This window comes from Halobacillus karajensis (genome assembly GCF_900108515.1).
Taxonomy (GTDB): Bacteria; Bacillota; Bacilli; order Bacillales; family Halobacillaceae; genus Halobacillus; species Halobacillus karajensis.
On sequence record NZ_FNWW01000001.1, the window covers coordinates 506,733 to 525,321 of the forward strand.

At 44.5% G+C, this 18,589-nt stretch carries 18 protein-coding genes; 2 read left to right on the forward strand and 16 right to left on the reverse strand.

Going from position 1 to position 18,589, the window contains the following annotated elements:
• Window positions 1-33 precede the first annotated feature (33 nt).
• The 16 genes from hutG to BLW54_RS02435 form a co-directional block, all read right to left on the reverse strand.
• Entirely contained in the window at window positions 34-972 is a 939-nt protein-coding gene (hutG, locus tag BLW54_RS02360) for a formimidoylglutamase (RefSeq protein WP_244153461.1), read from the reverse strand.
• A complete protein-coding gene (gene hutI, locus BLW54_RS02365; RefSeq protein ID WP_035506602.1) occupies window positions 944-2,215 on the reverse strand; it encodes an imidazolonepropionase in 1,272 nt (423 codons plus the stop codon). Before hutI ends, hutG begins: the two co-directional genes overlap by 29 nt.
• Window positions 2,215-3,879, reverse strand: a complete 1,665-nt coding sequence (gene hutU, locus BLW54_RS02370; RefSeq protein WP_244153462.1) for a urocanate hydratase — start codon at window positions 3,877-3,879, stop codon at window positions 2,215-2,217. Before hutU ends, hutI begins: the two co-directional genes overlap by 1 nt.
• Window positions 3,863-5,404 carry a histidine ammonia-lyase gene (hutH, locus tag BLW54_RS02375; protein WP_035507678.1) on the reverse strand — a complete coding sequence of 514 codons (1,542 nt, stop codon included), beginning with the start codon at window positions 5,402-5,404 and terminating at the stop codon, window positions 3,863-3,865. Before hutH ends, hutU begins: the two co-directional genes overlap by 17 nt.
• Window positions 5,405-5,523: 119 nt before the next feature.
• Window positions 5,524-5,961 (reverse strand): histidine utilization transcription antiterminator HutP, encoded by a 438-nt coding sequence (gene hutP / locus BLW54_RS02380; RefSeq protein ID WP_035506605.1) that lies wholly within the window; start codon window positions 5,959-5,961, stop codon window positions 5,524-5,526.
• A 100-nt stretch (window positions 5,962-6,061) separates the two neighbouring features.
• A complete protein-coding gene (locus BLW54_RS02385) occupies window positions 6,062-6,757 on the reverse strand; it encodes a YesL family protein (RefSeq protein WP_074733166.1) in 696 nt (231 codons plus the stop codon).
• A gap of 61 nt (window positions 6,758-6,818) precedes the next feature.
• Window positions 6,819-7,787, reverse strand: a complete 969-nt coding sequence (locus tag BLW54_RS02390) for a sugar phosphate isomerase/epimerase family protein (RefSeq protein WP_035506609.1) — start codon at window positions 7,785-7,787, stop codon at window positions 6,819-6,821.
• 21 nt (window positions 7,788-7,808) lie between these two features.
• Window positions 7,809-8,846, reverse strand: coding sequence for a Gfo/Idh/MocA family protein (locus BLW54_RS02395; RefSeq protein ID WP_035506612.1), 1,038 nt, complete (start codon window positions 8,844-8,846; stop codon window positions 7,809-7,811).
• Window positions 8,843-9,883, reverse strand: coding sequence for a Gfo/Idh/MocA family protein (locus BLW54_RS02400; RefSeq protein WP_035506613.1), 1,041 nt, complete (start codon window positions 9,881-9,883; stop codon window positions 8,843-8,845). The genes BLW54_RS02395 and BLW54_RS02400 overlap by 4 nt, the downstream gene beginning before the upstream one ends.
• A 13-nt stretch (window positions 9,884-9,896) precedes the next feature.
• The gene (locus BLW54_RS02405) at window positions 9,897-10,619 is read right to left on the reverse strand and encodes a ThuA domain-containing protein (RefSeq protein WP_035506615.1); all 723 of its coding nucleotides are present in this window, start codon (window positions 10,617-10,619) and stop codon (window positions 9,897-9,899) included.
• A 2-nt stretch (window positions 10,620-10,621) separates the two neighbouring features.
• Window positions 10,622-11,689 (reverse strand): LacI family DNA-binding transcriptional regulator, encoded by a 1,068-nt coding sequence (locus BLW54_RS02410; RefSeq protein ID WP_051744083.1) that lies wholly within the window; start codon window positions 11,687-11,689, stop codon window positions 10,622-10,624.
• Window positions 11,690-11,980: 291 nt separating this feature from the next.
• Window positions 11,981-12,805, reverse strand: coding sequence for a carbohydrate ABC transporter permease (locus tag BLW54_RS02415; RefSeq protein ID WP_051744036.1), 825 nt, complete (start codon window positions 12,803-12,805; stop codon window positions 11,981-11,983).
• Window positions 12,805-13,665 carry a carbohydrate ABC transporter permease gene (locus tag BLW54_RS02420; protein ID WP_035506616.1) on the reverse strand — a complete coding sequence of 287 codons (861 nt, stop codon included), beginning with the start codon at window positions 13,663-13,665 and terminating at the stop codon, window positions 12,805-12,807. The genes BLW54_RS02415 and BLW54_RS02420 overlap by 1 nt, the downstream gene beginning before the upstream one ends.
• A gap of 173 nt (window positions 13,666-13,838) precedes the next feature.
• The gene (locus BLW54_RS02425) at window positions 13,839-15,149 is read right to left on the reverse strand and encodes an ABC transporter substrate-binding protein (protein ID WP_035506618.1); all 1,311 of its coding nucleotides are present in this window, start codon (window positions 15,147-15,149) and stop codon (window positions 13,839-13,841) included.
• Window positions 15,150-15,725: 576 nt separating this feature from the next.
• Window positions 15,726-15,920 (reverse strand): hypothetical protein, encoded by a 195-nt coding sequence (locus BLW54_RS02430; RefSeq protein WP_074733167.1) that lies wholly within the window; start codon window positions 15,918-15,920, stop codon window positions 15,726-15,728.
• A gap of 816 nt (window positions 15,921-16,736) precedes the next feature.
• Window positions 16,737-17,063 carry a helix-turn-helix domain-containing protein gene (locus BLW54_RS02435; protein WP_035506625.1) on the reverse strand — a complete coding sequence of 109 codons (327 nt, stop codon included), beginning with the start codon at window positions 17,061-17,063 and terminating at the stop codon, window positions 16,737-16,739.
• A gap of 270 nt (window positions 17,064-17,333) precedes the next feature.
• Here BLW54_RS02435 and BLW54_RS02440 point away from each other — a divergent pair, with 270 nt between their 5' ends.
• Complete coding sequence (locus BLW54_RS02440; protein WP_074733168.1) at window positions 17,334-18,065, forward strand: CBS domain-containing protein; 732 nt, start codon at window positions 17,334-17,336, stop codon at window positions 18,063-18,065.
• Window positions 18,066-18,173: 108 nt separating this feature from the next.
• Complete coding sequence (locus BLW54_RS02445) at window positions 18,174-18,545, forward strand: PilZ domain-containing protein (RefSeq protein WP_074733169.1); 372 nt, start codon at window positions 18,174-18,176, stop codon at window positions 18,543-18,545.
• The last annotated feature ends 44 nt before the right edge of the window (window positions 18,546-18,589 follow it).

Sequence of the window (18,589 nt, forward strand, 5' to 3'; positions counted from 1 at the left end):
TGGGTGACCTGGTACGGAAGTTATTTCCTTTTATCATGTATACATATACCGCATCATCACATGGGCAGCGAGTCGACTCGTCATATCGCGGAAATCTTTGGTCGGATCGACTTCTACAATATCCACCCCCTTCACTAAAGGATGTTGGGAAGCCATAGCTACACTACCAAGCAGTTCTCGTGCCGTCAGTCCGCCTGGTCCGATAGCCGGGCACCCAGGCGCAAACGCTTGGTCGACCGCATCCATATCGACGGACAAATAGATGGTGTCACATTTATTTTCCAATTTCTGTATGGCCTGGTCTGTAATAAACTGGATACCCTTCTCTTCTACGTCAGCCATGGTGTAGGTGTGGATGTTGTGTTTTTTGGCGTAATCGGCATAGGTTTTGGCATTAGAGAAATCGCGGATTCCGATTTGGCAGAGGTCTTCTCCCCAAAGAACCCCTTCTTCGATTAAGCTTCGGAATGGGGTTCCGTTCGTACGGCCACCGTCTTCTATGTTGCGAAGATCATGGTGAGCATCCCATTGAATGACACCAATTCTGCCAAACTTTTCTTTAAAGGCCGAAATACTAGGAAAACTGACTCCGTGGTCACCTCCGAGCATTACGTACTTTTGGCAGGCTTCGGTCTCCAGCATTTCTTTTACACTCGTTTGCATCCGCTTCAAGGTTTCACCAGTATCCGTCGGATGGACCGGTACATCACCGAAGTCTAACAGCTTCATATTCTCGTAATCTTCATCCTTCTCCCCAGAATACGTACTGTACGATCCCAAAGCTTTTCTTATGGTACCAGGGGCTTCCGAAGCCCCTGATAAAGATATCGAAGTTTTGGAAAAAGGAAGGCCAATCACCCCGATATCCCCTGTTTTCCTCTCTTCATAAGGAGTCAATGTTTCATCCACTTTTGTTGTGTAACGGTCTTTGAATCTAGCATTCCTATTCGGTTTGAGGTACTGAAAAGACACGCGCGCCCCTCCTTTCCCATACGTTTCGCCCATTCTTCCATACGATTTCGGCATGGTTGGCGGCATAATGATAGGGAATATATTTGTAATTCGGAACATCCCATAAAACCACATCCGCTTTTCTTCCCACCTGCAGACAACCGGCCGTATCTCCTCGCCCAATCGCATGAGCCGCGTTGACCGTCACACCGTTCCAAATCTCTTCCGGTGTCATTTTCATTTTTAATGCAGCAAGGGACATGATCATCTGCAGATTGTAGGTCACACAGCTGCCCGGATTGAAATCGGTCGCCAAAGCAACAGCCGCTCCGGCATCGATCATTCGTCTCGCATCGGCATAACGGTCTTTTCCTAAGTAAAAGGTAGTGCCTGGTAGCAATACGGCCACTGTCTCTCCCCGGGACAGACTTTCAATTCCACCTTCCGAAGCTGCCACAAGGTGATCTGCTGAAGCTGCTCCCATCTTCACCGCAAGTTCTGTACCTCCGAGCGGATCAATTTCATCGGCATGAATTTTAGTTTTGAACCCTAGTTCCTGTGATGCTTTCATAAACCTTCGCGATTGTTCGATCGTGAATACCCCTGTTTCGCAAAAAATGTCTGTGAACTCTGCCAAGCTCTTCTCGCTGATTTCCGGCAACAGTTGAATCATTTCCTCAAGGAATGCCTCTTCCCTTCCTTTATATTCAGGCGGGATGGCATGGGGCCCAAGGAAGGTTGAGACTAGATCAAGAATCCCTTCATCGTTTAACCGTTTGACAATACGTAGCTGCTTCAGCTCCGTATCCCTATCCAGACCATAGCCACTTTTCGCTTCCATTGTCGTCACACCGTGACCGGCCATTTGTTCAAGCGTTCGTTTAGCTTTCCCAAAAAGCTGCTCCTCCGTTTCAGACCTTGTCGCTTGAACAGTAGATAAGATGCCTCCCCCTTGTTTAAGAATCTCTAGATAGGGGACACCGGCCTGTTTCAAAGCCAGCTCATTCTCCCGGGAACCACCAAAGACGAGATGGGTGTGCGGATCAACAAGACCTGGTGATACAGTTTTTTCCAGCGCATCAATCCGTTCGGCGGCTTTTTTGTTTTTGCTTTGTTGGTGTGGGCCGATCCAGGCGATGATTTCATCTTTTATGGCAATGGCCATATTTTCCTGCACGTTGAGCTCTTTCATGGCCTCCCCTTTTAAAGGGCCTTCCGCCGGTAAAATGAGTTGGCCGATATTTTCAATTATTGTATCGTACATTATTTCCCCCTCCTCTTCATCGGAATATCCAATCCATAAGCTCTCGCGTTTTCGACTGCGTCCTCATAACCGGCATCGGCATGACGCAAGATGCCCATCCCGGGGTCTGTCGTCAATACACGCTCCAGCCTCTTTTCAGCTACGTCTGTACCATCTGCGACAGCAACCATTCCAGCATGAAGCGAGTATCCCATTCCGACACCGCCTCCATGGTGGAAAGAAATCCATGATCCACCAGCGGCCGTGTTGATCAATGCATTCAATACAGCCCAATCACCGACGGCATCACTTCCGTCGATCATCGATTCTGTCTCCCTGTTTGGTGAGGCTACCGATCCACAGTCCAAGTGATCCCTTCCAATGACAACAGGGGCGCTCAACTCGCCTGTTCGAACGAGCTCATTTATGGCCATCCCCATCTTCTTCCGTTCTCCATATCCGAGCCAGCAAATTCTTGACGGAAGCCCTTGAAACTGCACTTTTTCTTGGGCCATATCAATCCACCGCAGCAGTTTTTTGTTCTCTGGAAACAGTTCTTTAATAAGCTGATCGGTTCGATGAATGTCTTTCGGGTCTCCTGAAAGGGCTGCCCATCGGAAGGGTCCTTTTCCTTCACAAAACAGGGGACGGATGTAGGCGGGAACGAATCCTGGAAAATCGAAGGCATCTTTCACGCCTTCTTCCAATGCCACTTGTCGGATGTTATTGCCGTAATCGAAGACGATGCTGCCTTTTCTTTGAAATTGCAGCATAAGCCCCACATGTTTGGCCATCGACTTAGAGGCAAGCTGGACATACAGATCTGGGTCTTTTTGACGCCATTTATCCGCTTCTTTTAATGAATAGCCGACAGGGACGTAACCATTGAGGGGATCATGGGCAGAGGTTTGATCTGTCACGATGTCAATGTTTACCCCTTTGTGCAACAGTTCCTCATGGATTTCCGCTGCATTTCCTAAAAGAGCGATCGAGAGCGCTTCCCCATTAGCCCTGGCTTCTTTTGCCCACAAAACCGCTTCATTAATGGAATCTGTTCGAACATCGCAGTACCCGGACTGTATTCGCTTTTCAATTCTGTCTGGATCGACTTCTACTGCAATGACGACGCCTTCGTTCATGGTCACAGCAAGCGGCTGTGCACCACCCATGCCGCCAAGCCCAGCCGTCAGTGTGATCGTACCTTTCAATGAACCGTTAAAATGCTTCTCGGCAAGGGAAGCGAATGTCTCATAGGTACCTTGTAAAATCCCTTGAGAACCAATATAAATCCAGCTTCCTGCCGTCATCTGGCCGTACATCATTAGTCCTTTTTTATCAAGCTCATGGAAATGCTCCCAATTCGCCCATTTCGGTACAAGAACCGAATTAGACAGCAGAACTCTCGGTGCCTGCTCATGGGTTTTAAACACTCCGACCGGCTTTCCTGACTGGACAAGCATCGTTTCGTCTTTTTCGAGCCGTTTCAGTGTGGCTACAATGGCATCGAAGGCTTCCCAACTGCGGGCAGCCTTGCCGATTCCGCCATAAACCACTAACTCTTCCGGCTTTTCAGCTACTTCAGGGTCAAGATTGTTGCAAAGCATCCGCAGTACCGCTTCCTGTTCCCACCCTTTGCACTGTAATTCTGTTCCCGTTTTCGCTTTAATCTTACGTGTTGTCGACATATGTTTCTCCTCCTTCATGGACCGTTCTCCATTTATTCCAGTCAAAAAAATCACCTCTCAGCCATGCATCCATTTTTTCTATATCATGTGAAAATATGCGATCCTCGGTAATCGTCGGTACGACTTTACGTGCTCTATTCCATAAATCCTGTGTAAGCCCAGACGCTCGTTCAATCCCTCTCATCTCCAGAGCTTGCATACTGCAAATCAATTCAATGGCAGCCACTTTTGACGCATTTTGGATGACCATTGTGGCATGCCGAGCTCCAGTTGTCCCCATGCTCACATGATCTTCCTGATTAGCGGAGGATGGAATAGAATCCACACTTGCCGGGTGGGCGAGGGTTTTATTTTCGGACACTAACGAGGCAGCCACATACTGGACGATCATCAGTCCTGATTCTAATCCCGGATTGGTACTTAAAAAGGGTGGAAAATCATTCAGTTGCGGATTGACCAGTCGTTCGACTCGACGTTCTGCTATGTTTGCAAGTTCACTCACAGCTATTTTTAAATAATCCATAGCAAAGGCGATCGGCTGTCCATGGAAATTACCGCCCGATACGACCACTTTTCCTCCTTCTAAAAGGAGCGGGTTATCTGTCGCCGCATTCATTTCGATGGTCAGTTTTTCCCGGACATAGTTAAGTGTCTGCCATACCGCCCCATGTACTTGTGGAATGCACCTTAGTGAATAAGCGTCTTGCACCCTCTTCTCTCCTTGAAAAGTGACTAGGTGACTCCCATTGATCAAATGCCGCATACGTTCTGCGACCACCATTTGTTCTGGATACCCACGCGCCTCATGGATACTCGGATGAAATGCATCACGAATGCCTTCAAGAGCCTGCAGCGTCATACTTGCCACCCAGTCACATTGCAATGCGAGACGCTCTGCTTCGATATAGTTGATCACACCGACAGCCGTCATCGCCTGCGTCCCATTTATGAGCGCAAGCCCTTCTTTTGCTTTCAATACCAGTGGCTGTATCGATTCTTTTTGATATACGTCTATCGTGGGAAGCCTTTCTCCTTCAAAGTAAACTTCTCCTTCTCCCATCAACACGAGCGCCAAATGGGCAAGCGGTGCCAGGTCGCCAGACGCCCCGAGCGACCCTTGTGATGGAATAACCGGATGAATCTCTTTATTAATCAAATCACGCAGTCTTTTCACGACCGCCTCCCGTACACCTGAAAAACCCTTCATAAGCGCATTCAGCCGTAGTACCATCATGGCCCGACTCACTTTCTCTGGAAAAGGTTCCCCGACTCCACAGGCATGGGAACGGATTAAATGGAGCTGCAGGCTATCAACATCCTGTGCAGCGACTCGCACATCACTCAATTTTCCAAACCCCGTGTTAATCCCATATACGGTATGTCCTTTCGCTACTATTTCTTCCACTGTCTCTCTGCTCGCCCGGACATCAATTAAACTTGCTTCTTCTAAGCCGACTTTTTCGTTCTCCCAGCAAATCTGTTTCATTTGCTCAATCGTTAGGTCTTTCCCATTTAATTCGATCATCCACATCCCCCTTTCAAATTGAAAAGATTCTGGTGGATTTTCTACAAAAAGGGGCGACAATGGCATGGGAAATACCATTGTCGCCCCCTCATCGCTTATGACTATAGGCCACCTATTCTTTATATATGATTGATACCAAGTCCAAATGTCTCGTGTTCCAAACCTTTTACGGGAGCCCCGATCGTTCCATAAAAAGCGACAGCGATCCACTCACCTTCGTCTTCCCGCTCGTAGGGCCTCCCACGAACCACCGCAAATCTTAACCCGACGGTCCGCATCATATTACCGACACCAATGTGCCCCCGGGTCACCCCCTGCAATGATTCTAAAATGGCATGATAAAGCGCATGCGTTTCACGATACACCTGCTCCGAAATGATTCCATTTCTTTTCGCAGCCGTCTCCACTGCTGCGATCACTTTTTGTACATCCATCGAACCTGCTTTGCCCTGGCAGTACTTTATATTTTCAAAGCTCCCTGAAAAAAGGGACTTCTCTTCTTCATCCAATGAAGCCAGCAGCATCGCAACTTTTCCTATTTTCACCGTCTGGGTCATCCAATCTCCACCCTACTTTTAACTAATCACTACATAAATTGTAACCGCTTTCCCGGATGTCTGCAATACAAAAAAGATGACCTCGTCCAAATGGACCAGGTCACCCATTATTTTCCATACCACTCAATTTGATATAGAGTCGGTAGTAAGCGGAGAAGGTGAGAAAGGCGATCAGTGATCCTGTGAAGATCGGAATGATCAATGGAAAGATATAGAGACTGACAGCGAGAATGAATCCTGAAGTCATCGCTACCGTCAAAAACAAGATCGGACTGACAAATGTAAGCATGAACGCTTTTTTCATGACGGCTCTTACATTCATATCAAAATGGACAAGTGTACTAAACGTATTGATCGTGTATACAAACAACAAGATTCCTAGAATAAGAAATAGATTCATAAATAAACGACTGTTGGTAGAAAAGTAGTAAAGGTCGGCGGCCAATATTACCCAAAGGACCGTGAGAACGATCCCAGCTTTCATGCTGTTCTTATAATTTTCTTTATAGTAGCTGACGTATGACCTGTCTGCTGTATCTTTCTGATCTTTCCTCACCCAGTCCCGTGCTTGAGCAAACAAGGCTGTAGTAGCAGGGAAAAATAAGAAAGGAAGCAAGAGAACTAGCGGTGGTACCAGGTACCATACGTCTTGTGTGTTCCCGATATTCAATAAGCTTAATAATAATAGTGCGATAGGCAAATTGAATAACGCCCATTGAAGGTTTGTGAGTGAAAATTTACTAATCCACTCGCTGACCGCGTATAATCCTCCTCTTATTCCTGATGACTGTTTCATAAATTTCCCCTTCCTAATACAGAAACCCCTCCAAAGTCCGAGGGGTTTTTAGAATCCTTGTTTATGCCCACCACATCTCTGCAGCCGGCTCCTCAATGAATACAGATTTCAAGTTTTTCACTGCTTGATTGAACCCTTCATTGATCGACATGATCGGATCTTCATGCTCAATACTTACGACATGATCATACCCGTACGTACGAAGAGCACTGATAATATTGGACCATTCTTCGACTCCGTGGCCGTATCCAACTGAACGGAAGCTCCATGCACGTGTTTGGACATTTCCGTAATTCTGCATATCTGTCAGACCGTACATGTTCACATTATCTTGGTCTATGTATGTGTCCTTGGCGTGAAAATGATGGATCGCATTTTCTTTCCCCAAAATCTTGATGGCAGCTACCGGGTCAATGCCCTGCCACCACAAGTGACTTGGATCAAGGTTCGCACCAATTGCATCGCTTGTCGCTTCACGAAGTTTCAGCATGGTGTACGGCGTATGGACTAAGAATCCTGCATGCAGTTCAAGACCGACTTTCACTTGATGTTCTTCAGCGAACTTCCCTTGCTCTTTCCAATAAGGGATCAGTTTTTCATTCCACTGCCATTCTAACACGTCTGCGTATTCAGGGGGCCATGGTGTTACCGGCCAGTTCGGTGCTGTATCATTTTCGTGCCCGCCCGGTGTACCGGAGAACGTATTGACTACAGGAACCCCCATCAAGCTTGCAAGCTTCACTGTTTTCACAAAAGCTTGATGAGATTCTTCTGCAAATGCTTTGTCTGGGGAAATAGGGTTCCCGTGGCAGCTGAAAGCACTGATAGTAAGTCCACGCTCATGGACTTTATCCAAATATTCTTTTCGTTTCTCTTCACTTTCAAGCAATTCATCTGCGTTACAATGAGCATCCCCAGGATAGCCGCCTGTTCCAATCTCCACAGCTTTTAAGCCAGCTTCTTTCGCATGATCGAGCATTTCTTCAAAAGATTTGTCGGCAAATAATACGGTGAAAACGCCTAATTTCATTATGAATCTCCTCCACTCTGGTTATAGTTTCACACTTGTACTTGTTTCACTGCTTTGGTAGATCGCTTCCATCAGCCGGGTCACTTTAAGCGCCTGTTCAGGCTTCACGACTAATTCATCCTGCCCTAAACAGCTATCGACGAAGTTATTAGCTTGGGCAAGACCTGGTGTTGGTTCGCCTTCGCGAATTTTTGCGGTACTATCCATCAAGGCTCCATACTTCGCCTGATAAAGCTCAAATGGATAGACACTGAGGCCGCCATCGACTCCTGAGATCGTAAGTGATGTGTGGTCTTCCTTAATATTGGCAGCCCACGAACACTCAAATTGCATCGATGCGCCATTTTCAAACGTAATATAACTCGTCACATGGTCATCAACATTAAACGTTTCATGATCGAATGGGCCCCAATCATTGACTTGTCCCGGTGTTTTACTTAACCGGTCATACGTACGGCCTATCACTTCGACAGGCTTGGGATCATCAAGAAGCCATAGGGCCAAATCAAGTAAATGACAGCCAAAATCAATCAGGCTTCCTCCTCCCTGCAAGTCTTTATTTGTAAATACACCCCATCCGGGTACTTTGCGGCGGCGCATCGCCTGAACTCTGGTTACAAGAGGCTCCCCGATATCGTTATTAAGGATTGCTTTTTTCGCCAGCTGAGCTTCTGGTGTGTACCGGTAATGATAAGCAATCGAAAGCAGACGATCATTCTTCTCTGCCGCTTCCAACATCGCTTCACATTCCGCAGCGGTGATAGCCATCGGTTTTTCGCATAGCACATGAACCCCTGCTTCAAGAGCAGCGATGGAGATTTCTGCATGGAACTTATTCGGCGTACAAATAGTGACGGCATCCACATGGGGAAACATTTCCTTGTAATCGTTACAAACTAGAGAAATGTCGTAAGTCTTGGCTGTTTCTTCCGCTCGTTCTTGATTCACATCGTGGACAGCTGTTATTTCTACTTTACTTTTCATATCAAGGAAAGAGGGAATATGCCGCCCCTGGGCAATTCCCCCTACTCCTATGATCCCCATTTTCAAGCGTGTCATTTGGTGACTTTCTCCAAGCTGCTGATTTCTCTCGTTTCGCCTGAGCGGAGGGCGCCGAGGATGATTTCCAATGACTTCATACCTTCTTCTCCTGTGATGAGTGGTTGCGTATCATTCAAGATGCTTCCAACAAAATGGTCAATGACATGGGAATTGCTTTGGCCGCCTTCTTCATTGGACTGAATCTTCCCAAGTTGATAATTCACGATGTCGCCATTCGTGTACTGAGCAACTAAAGAGTATTCAGGGTCATCTTCTAGGCGAAGGGTTCCTTTTTCTCCATAAATCACTGTGGAGTTATCTTCATTCGGGTTATAAGCCCAACTTGCTGCCATTGTTCCAACAATGCCTGATTCAGATCGAAGGATACAAACCGCATTATCATCAACCGTAATGTCTTTTTTCGCATTGTTTTCAATAAATCCTGCCACATCGACGAATTCTTCACCAAGAAGGTAACGGAGTAAATCTGCCTTATGTACTCCTAAATCACCCATGGCGCCGATAAATGCCTGTTCCTTTTTAAAGAACCAGCTGTCTTCCCCTTCTGCGCTCCATCCTTCTGGGCCGCCATGACCAAAGGTTGTACGGAAACTGTACACTTTCCCAAGTTCCCCAGAGGCAATCAGTTCTTTTGCCTTCACATGGGATGGTACAAATCGCTGGTTGTGAGCAATCATCAGTTTCTTGCCGTTTTGTTCAGCAGCCTGAATCATTTCTTCTGCTTCCTCTTTAGAAGTTGCCATCGGCTTCTCACATAGGACATGATGACCAGCCTTCAAAGCAGCAATGGAAACAGGGGCATGGAGGTAGTTCGGCAGGCAGACACTTACAGCATCGACCTCTTCTTTCCTCAACAACTCTTCATAATCGGTATAAACAGCCGCGCCATACACGTGACCGACTTTACGTGCGCGTTCTTCCACAATGTCACATACCGCCTGAATCTCAATGTTTTTATTCGCTTTATATTCAGGAAGGTGACGGTTTTGAGCAATACTTCCGCATCCAATTACAGCAATTTTCAATGTTGTCATGGTCATAGCTCCTTTACGATTTAGTTGAGATTTCTTCTAAAGGTTGAGCATTTCCGTAAACAGGGGTTGGTGTTTCCGTGTTTTTCACCCATTTCACACCATTGCGGATAACCTTTTGGACTTCTTTGTTGTAATAAGTCGGATAGGTTTCATGACCCGGACGGAAATAAAAGACCTTTCCTTTGCCACGACGGAAAGTCGCTCCACTACGGAACACTTCCCCACCTTCAAACCAGCTGACGAAAATCAATTCTTCCGGTGTCGGAATATCAAAATGCTCCCCATACATTTCTTCTTTTTCAAGTTCAATAAACTCTCCGATCCCTTCTGTAATTGGGTGGCTCGGATCGACGACCCAGAGGCGCTCCTTCTCATCTGCTTCCCGCCATTTCAGATCACAGGAAGTCCCCATCAATTTCTTGAACGGCTTAGAAAAGTGGGCCGAGTGCAAAACAACAAGCCCCATTCCGTCAAGAACACGTTGTTTTACTTTTTCAGCAATTTCGTCTTGCACTTCCTCATGCGCTTTGTGCCCCCACCAGACGAGGACATCTGTTTCCGCAAGAACCTCATCTGTTAAGCCGTGCTCTTTTTCATCTAAGGTCGCTGTTTTTACATTTTCGTGGTCTTCCCCAAGGAAATCTGCAATCGCGCTATGGATCCCTTCAGGATAAATATCAGCAACAACCTGGTTCTCTTTTTCATGTCGGTTTTCGTTCCAAACAAGTACGTTCATATTCACTTCTCCCCTTCTTTTCTTTCTTCATGTCCTTTATCTGTTTCCGCGTTTCTTGAATAACAGGAATCACGTTCAACGATCACTGTCGGAATGATCACACTTTTTTTAATCATATCCGGTCGATTCAAAAGATCAATCAAATTCCTTGCTGATTCATGTCCTAACTGAAAGGATTGTGTGTCGACAGTAGTCAGAGCTGGATTGGATAAACGGGCAATCATCGTGTTATTGAACCCGACAATGCTCATATCCTCTGGAAGCTGTAATCCATGTTCTGTGAGTGATCTCATTACCGTCAAAGCATTATAATCATCAGTTATGACCAACCCAGTCGGTGGGTCCTTGACATCCAGCAGTTCTTCAACCACTTGTTCTGCATCAGCAAAGCCAGTTTGAATATTTTTTTGTAAATCCTTGTCTTCCTTTAAATTACCGTTAGCCAACGCCTGTCGGTATCCTTCTAGTCGGTCCCTCGCTACCTCAAAATGATAATCCCCTCCGATAAACCCGATCCTTTCATGCCCAAGGTTCATCAGGTATTCGGTGACTTCCTTACTTGCAAGAACGTTATCGTTATCCACGTACATCGTTTCACTCGCCTGACCGACCGGTTTGCCAATCATCACGAATGGGAAGTTACACTCTCGTAAATAGGGGACGACTTTATCATCCTGGCGGGAATAGAGGACGATGACGCCATCGACTCGTTTCCCCTGCACCATTTTGACAACCTCTTTGAAAATCGCTTCCTCTGTATTGCCTGTCGTTAAATAGATACTGTAATCTTCCTCATGACAAGCATCACTGATCCCCCGCAGTAATTCTGAGAAAAAAGGGTTATCGAAAGAGTGGACGGAAGAAACTTTCGTTACAATTCCAATGGTTTGTGTTGATTGGTTGACGAGCACACGACCATTGTAGTTAATGTGATAGCCAAGCTCCTCCATGACCTTTCTTACTTTCCTCTTTGTTTGTTCGCTGATTCTCGGACTGTCAGAGATGACTCTAGATACCGTAGAAGGAGCGACCTTTGCTTCCCTGGCCACATCTTTAATTGTGACGGACACATTCATCCACTCCTTTGCTCCTTCATTTCACTCTTCTTCATCATTCTTTTGCTATTCCCATAAAAGCCCCCTTACCTTAAACTCCCTTTTAATCGAATCCATTGTTCCATAGATTCCGTCACAACCTGAATGGATCGTTTCTCTATCGATTCAAAGTCCATGATCGTGTGGAATTTTCTTGACAGATGAGAGCACACAAGGGTCAGCGCACCCTTAACGGAAAGCGAACCGATCCCCGGAACCCCATGATTAGTCCTTCAAGTTTTGAAAAATGGTCAACTTTAGACTTAATTATTTAACGGCTCCTTCAGAAACACCGTTAATGATCTGCTTCTGGGCGAAGAAGTACCCGATGATAACGGGCAGAATCGCAATGGTCAGTCCCGCAAGCGCCAGGTGCCATTGTTTCGTATACTGACCAAAGAAGTAGAACATCTTCAACGGAATCGTTGCATTCGATTCACTCAAGACGAGTGATGGAAGGAGGTAATCGTTCCAAATCCAAATTACATTCAATATCGCGACAGTGACGGAAATTGGTTTAAGCAGCGGGAAGATGATGTACCAGAACGTCTGGAAACGGTTCGCTCCATCGATAATGGCAGCTTCGTCCATGGATTTCGAAATCCCTGTCATCGCCCCGTGATAAAGGAAAATGGACAAACTGCATCCAAATCCCAGATACATGAAGATCAATCCACCGGCGTTTAACATATCTGCTTGTCCAAAAATAGAGACAAGTGGAATCATGACAGACTGGAAAGGAATCAACATTGCGGCGACAAAGATGAAAAAGATAATCCCGCTTAATTTACTCTTGTTCCTTGCTAATGCATACCCAGCCATGGAAGAAAACAAAATAATGATTGCGATACTTAATCCTGTGATCATCACAGAGTTGAATAGAGACTTTAAGAACTCCAAGTCAATAAATGCTTCTACAAAGTTTTCAAAGACTAATTGTTCTGGGAAACCAAGAACCCCTGAAAAGATGTCACGTTTGCTTTTAAAAGCATTGACGATCATCAAATAAAAAGGAGCAATCCAGATTAAACCAAGCAGAAGGCCGAGAATTTCAATGGAAATTAAATTTCTTTTTTCCTTATTCTTTTTCATTACATCTCAACCTCCCGTTTCTTGTTGTAATACACTTGTGTCAACGCAATCACCGCTACAATCAGGAAGAAAATGACGGCTTTTGCCTGAGCGTAGGCCATTTGGTTATCGGAGAATGCCGTACGAACGATTTCCATGGCCACCATTTGAGTGGAGTTAAACGGTCCACCATTGGTAAGGGACAAGTTTTGGTCATAAATCTTGAAGGCCATAGAAAGTGTCAAGAACATGCTGACGGTAAAGGCCGGTGCAACCAATGGGAATGTAATATTCTTGAATCGTTGGAAACTGCTCGCTCCATCGATTTTCGCTGCTTCGATCAGTTCCTTTGGAATGTTCTCCAGATACGCAATATAAATAATCATGATATAACCCGCCATCTGCCATGCGGTCAAGATGACAAGTCCCCAGAAACCTGTGTTCGTTGTCGACAACCAGCCATTCAACCCTTCGATTCCTGTAAGGCCAGCAATATCTCCAAATACACTGATGAAAATAAACTGCCAGATAAACCCGAGAATTAAACCACCGATTAAGTTTGGCATGAAAAATACGGTACGCAATAGGTTGCTGGACTTAATATTACGAGTGACAAGCAATGCCAGCCCAAGTCCCATAATGTTCAAGAGGATCACCGTGACGACAGCAAATTTAACGGTAAACCAGATGGAATTCATGAATTCACTTTCCTGGAAAAGTTTGATGTAATTCTCAAAACCTATGAATGCATTTGCTGTAATCCCGTTCCAATCCGTAAAGGAATAGAAAAGGCCATATAAGAAAGGAATGACGACGACAATTCCAAGCCCGAGAATAACAGGTGTAAGGAACAGCCAGAAAGATAAACTTCTATTCTGCATGTATAACTCCTCCAATGCGCGGAACATTCCGCAGTTGTTTATGGTATCGTTTTCATATCATTGGAATAAAATATCCCATCTATTAACACACTTATCTATTTAAATATCCTAATAGAGGGGATCTTTTATAGTACCGGTAAGGGCCCCTCCCCTTACCGGCTCCAATTCTTCCATTACTGACGGGAATTTTCCCAATTCTTCGTGGCTCTTTTTTCTACTTCTTCCCAGCTGATATCTCCAGCAAGGTACTCTTGTACCGCTACTCCGAATGCATCTTCTGTCCAGCCCGTAGGAGCGCCAAGGAAGACCCAGCCTAATGTATTCCCTTCACTCGCATAGTCATAAATTTCTTGAGAAATCGGGTCTGCGATTTCCTGATCTTCATAGCCTTCATAAGCAGGAATGAACTTAAATTCTTCTGTTACAAACTTCTTCCCTTCTTCAGATGTATACATCCAGTCAAGGAAGTCTTTACTTGCTTGAACGACTTCATCGTCCGATTTTTTGTTGACAACCCAGTAGTTTGGTACACCTACAGGAATACTGCCTTCATAACCTTCGACAGGAATTGGAAGCAAGCCTACGTTATTCTCAGCGAATTCCGGATCCATTGATTCGATTGTGTTATAAACCCAGTTTCCTTGTTGAATCATCGCTACTTTGCCAAGAGAAAAGTTTTCTTCCACCTGTTGCGAATAATCAAGGCTTAGTGTCGGTTGAACAGAATATTCATTTTGAAGGTCGATGAAACGTTTCATGTCTTCACCCATGGTAAACTCCACTGTATCTGCTTCATAAGCTTCCATAACATCGTGGTTAAACTCATCAGCCAGATAAGCATTAGCCAAATGGTTACCGATCACCCATTTTTCTTTCGCTGGGAATGCAAATGGTGCTTCGATTCCAAGCTCACTCTTTTGCTCTTCCAATGTTTGAACAGCTTCTTCCAGAGCTTCGAATGTGGTAATCTCTTCAGGGTTGATCCCCGCTTCTTCAAATACTTTCTTGTTATATAGAAGTCCGTAACCTTCCTGGTTAAAAGGAAGCCCTAAAACCTTATCATCGCGGGACACGCCGGAAAGCGTTCCTTCAAGGGCTGCATCAGCAGCTTTTGTATCAGAAAGGTCAGCTAAGTAATTCTCATACTCATCTACATCTGTCGGACCGCCAACATTGAAAACATCAGGTTCTTCGCCGGAAGAGAAAGAGGTCTTCAATGATGCCCCATAGTCATTTCCACCGCCGACCGTTTTGACATTAATATTCACATCAGGATTTTCTTCTTCATACATGGATACAAGTTCCTCGAACTGTTCTTTAAACTCTACTTTGAACTGGAATACATCTACCGTGACAGCATCTCCAGAAGCGTTATCATCAGAGCTGCCGCTATTATCATCCGCTCCGAAAGAGCACCCCGTAAGTGCAACGGTGGACGCTAATAATGCAGTCGCAATCCCAGAGTAAAATTTGTTTCTTTTCATCTCATCCACTCCTATTTGTTTATTAATCTTTGAATCCGCTTACATATCACATGTAAAAATAATGAGTTTTCCAACTTGTGCAACAAAAGCGCATACGTTTGCGCAATTGGCTGTTAAAAAACTCATTGGCTTGTCCAACAATGAGTTATAAAAGTGCAATGAAGTGTGAATACGTTTGCATAAATTCAATGATTAATGAAGTTGAGTAAATCATAACACGAGTATGGATCAAATACAACACTATTTTTCAAATAATTCTACAAATAGACACCGCTTTCATAGACAACTTCTGTGTATGTGTAAATGAGGGATTCTATTCGATAATCAAAAATACAACATATAGATGAATATCCCTACAGGCTTTGAAAGTTATCAGAAGCTTATTCAAAGATTTAGTCCTTTATGGCGGCGGGATGACATTAAATCTGTCCTCAGTGATTCACGAACTTAGAACGAGTATATGCACGTCAGCATGTGCTTGAGTTATGCAGAAGTGGATGGAAAAGAGTATAGAAGATCAACCATCGATATCGATCCCATTCTCTTTACCTCCTTTGCTTCTGCTCCCCTATTCCTTTAACCGTGGAATGGATCTAGTTCTGTTAATTCTCCTGCTCCCCTATTTTTATAACAATCAAAACACACTTCTATGTGAAGGGAATTTTCATCCGTTATGGTGTATATCTCCTCTTCACGTAATTCTATTTTGCACTCCCAGCAAACGGCTTGAATTTCATTCATCGCCTTCAAAGTTTCCTTCCACGACATCATGGTTCCTCTCCTTTTAAAACATTTATTGGTCTTCCATCAGTTTACGTATCCTTAAGAAGAATGAGAAATATCCAACATGGGCTTTTCTAGCTATAGAGGGAGAGATCTTTTCTTCTTTGTTAAAGTTATCTTGTAATTTTTGAAGGAGGTTCGGCTAAGGAAATCTTATTTTGTTAGATGCGGGGGAAATTCTATTCATCCTCCACCAACATAAAGATTGATACGGTGTTTGTTCTTGGAGAAAAAGCACGGGGCGGGATATTGAATCGTCGAACAAGACGAATTTCTGCTTCCCCTACTAGAAAAGAAGTGCCTTATTTAAAGAGAAAAGTTTCCCCTGAATAGATAAAAGGGATGGGCGCGAAAATCACGCCCATCCCTTTGTTAGGAAAATGCTTAAAGATGGAAAATTAGGAAGTGGTTCTAGGATTTTCAGATGCGGGATAGGTAGATAAGTCGATGGTTTTTACTTCATGGAGTACAAAAGCCGTGATGGCTTCCTTTCTTCTCCTAGCCTTATTAAAGATGGGGGGTTACTTCTATAGCGGGATTGATTTTATGCCTGCATAGCTTGCCCCGAGAGAAAGACCTTTGGTTGTATATCGAGGCCATTACTTGCTTCATTACAATAGAAGTAAGCGTCTCCTTTCCCTATGAGAAGACATTAATTGTCGGGGGCATCATCGCCCTTATATGGCTGTTTAGAGGATGGTTGCGGTGGGGAGAGCTCGTCGACCCTGCTCGGTTTTCCTAGTTAATCACGTATTTCCATTCTTCAGATTGAAAAGTGACACCTTGAATGAGAAAGCAAGGCTTTTATTTATTTTGGATTTTCCATTTATTAAACTCCAAATACTCACGGAACTGATCTTTAGAAATTCCTGAATTCATCGCTTCTTGCACCAGGTGCATCCACTCTTGATCGAGCGTTTCACCCTGAGGATCGTTTTCCCCGTGCAACAAAAAATTTATGGAAACATCTAGTTCTTGCGATATTTTTGTCAGAAACTGAATAGAAGGGTTGGTTTGGATATTCCGTTCAATGGAACTTAAATACGATTTTGCGACTCCCGCTCTATCAGCCAATTCGGATAGCGACATATGTCGGTCTTTACGGATTTTTTGGATGCGTTCACCGATCATAATCTCACCTCTTTCTTTGTAGTACGAGTATAGCATAGTTCTACACCCTGTTCTATTTAAAGCACAAAAATCATTAAGGAGTCCTATGAATTGTAAGTATTTCATCGTATGGATACTTCCTATTCCCCACCCTTTATTATCGTACAATCCTACGAATTCTTTAGAAAAATGATGACTACGTATTTTTGTTCGCTGAATTCAGTTAACAACATGAGTGAGATCGAAGAGGAATGCTCATACTAATCCTAAACGACGAAAAAGGTGAGCAAGATGAATGACATTGTGGAACAGTTTGAGGTCACATTCAATCAGATCCATCAGCATTTGAAAGAACTGAACGGCTTCCCTAAGAATGATAATTTCGTGGAACTTCTTCAACGTTCTAAACGGAAGCATAGCGTCATCCGTGTCCACTTTGACCAATTAAAACAATACGCAAAATTAAGGAATGCCATCGTCCATGAACGAATTAGCGGCGATTACTTCATCGCCACCCCCCATGAAGATGTTGTGAAGGCCTTGAAACGTATTAAACGAACGCTTGACCAACCTCCAGAAGCCCTTGAATTCGCGACTCGGCCGGTCCTTTTTTTCAAAGACGATACCGAACTCTCTCATATCATTGAAGCCTTTCAACAACATAGAGTCTCCCAGTTCCCTATTTATACCAACGATCGTACATTCGCGGGGTTACTGACAAATGACGGGGTGGTCCGCTGGCTGTCGGAAAACCACCAAAACGGAACCATTACCCTGGATAAAGCCTTGGCCTCTGATGTTCTTTCTAGTGAAAGAGAACGAAGTGTAGAGTTTCTAAAAGCCAGTGCCCCTGTGTTTGAATTAGAAGAACAGTTTGAAATAAGCTTAGTCCAAAACCGTAAACTGAAAGCAGTTATTCTTACTGATACCGGAAATCCCGACGATCTGCCAGCGGGAATTGTCACCACATGGGATTTAATCAAGGTAGACCAGCGCGAGCGCGAGGATGAAGAGGATGAGTAACGAGACACCTTGATTTCTTCGAAAAGAACAACCAAAGGAATTGAACGTTTTTACAGGAGAGTATATGATGGAACCATCGACAATTAAGGAAAGGGATGGTGATCATGAATGAACGAACGAAGACATGAACCTTTCAGGTATCCATTCCAAACACCTCTCCCAGGTTTTTATAACAAGAAATTCCGTAGACATATTTCAGGACCCATGGAAGTGAAAGATATAAGCATGAATGGATTAAGATTTTCCTGCCACGCCCAACCTGGTTTGTCTATGAGAGATGAATTGTTCTTTTCGTTCATATACAAGAATGAAACATTTACTGCTGAGGGCCGGCTGATTTGGATGAAGACGGAAGGCTCAACGATGACATGTGGGGTCCATGTATTTGAATATCCTGATCGTCTAAAAACGATTATTGCAAAACTTGGGGAATCGCTTCAGGCTACCCCAAACCAACAAGTAGAAACACGGTCTCCGTAATGGGGGCTTTTTTATTTATCATTAGTGAGAGATGTTCGAATTAT